The 1,060-nt window shown below is 33.8% G+C and carries 2 protein-coding genes; both read right to left on the reverse strand.

Annotated features, from left to right (window positions below; all coding sequences use genetic code 11):
• Positions 1-151: 151 nt before the first annotated feature.
• Entirely contained in the window at positions 152-346 is a 195-nt protein-coding gene (locus tag ES677_RS15135; protein ID WP_148381729.1) for a hypothetical protein, read from the reverse strand.
• 173 nt (positions 347-519) lie between these two features.
• Positions 520-645: a hypothetical protein gene (locus tag ES677_RS15820; protein ID WP_262712730.1), complete on the reverse strand. Its 126-nt coding sequence runs from the start codon at positions 643-645 to the stop codon at positions 520-522.
• Positions 646-1,060 lie beyond the last annotated feature (415 nt).

Below are 1,060 nucleotides of genomic sequence, written 5' to 3' on the forward strand. Positions count from 1 at the left end.
GGTAGCTTCAATTGGTGTAAAGAGCAATTGTTGAGATGAACGTTGAACCGCCGTATACGAGACCCGTACGTACGGTGGTGTGAGAGGCGCACTGGCAATCATTCGATTGTCAGCCGTCTACTCGATTGGCAATAGTATTTTTTTTCCGCCTTCAATTAATTCTTCTCAACTCCAATTCTAAATTTCCAGCGTCACTTTTGGATTTCACTTTATAACTGTCAGATTTAGTCTCAACAATTTCTACCTCTATTGTTTTTCCGATTACATTCTCTAAATCAGCATTCAAGACTTTCGTTATGGTCAAAACATAATTACAATCATTTATCCATTTTATTGAACTATGCATTTCGAGTCCGTTTTTCGAATTTATTTCCGTTTGAGTGGAATCCGTTCGAATTACTTTCAAATCAGAGTATAATGGGTCGGCATATTTAAAAGTTCCAGTTTTAAAATCCGTACATTTTTTTTCTTGAGCACAGCAACTGAAAGTTAAAGTAATAAATAATAAAAGCAGTTTTTTCATATTTCCTTTTTAGAATTAGAAATCAGTTTTTTCCCTTTCGTTATCCATAAAATAGGTCCAATAATTCCAATCATAACAGTTAAAATCCAAGTTGTTTTATCTCCATTGAATTCTTTCGTCAAAATCAAGAAAATCGCTTTGAAACTTGTAATAACTGACCAAAAACAAATTATGATAAATGTTAGTATTAAAATCGGATGCATTTCGTTTCTTATATTATTGCCAACGTGATTGTATATGGCTCGTAGCGTGTAAATTAGAAAATAATTTTCGGATTAAGTACAAGCCAGATTTTTAAATTTTACTATTTATCTTTTTTTATTGGAAATCGTCAAATTTAAAAATTTTGCGACCTCGCAAATATGCCTTAACTTTGTTTAAGCAACTAATTAGCTATGAGCTATATACGGTGTGTGTGCCCAGTATGGGCATCTTTAACTTACAGCAAAGTAAGTAATTAATCTAGAGGGTGCAAGTCCCTTATGCGCTGGGGTAACGCCTAGAAGCATTAGTAAGTCGCAAGGGTGGTAACTGCAA

The organism is Bizionia gelidisalsuginis, from assembly GCF_008086185.1.
GTDB classification, from domain to species: Bacteria; Bacteroidota; Bacteroidia; order Flavobacteriales; family Flavobacteriaceae; genus Bizionia; species Bizionia saleffrena.

Bases quoted from the DNA above. Each gene is read 5' to 3' on its own strand.
- ES677_RS15135 (WP_148381729.1), bottom strand. From the start codon at position 346: ATGCATAGTTCAATAAAATGGATAAATGATTGTAATTATGTTTTGACC.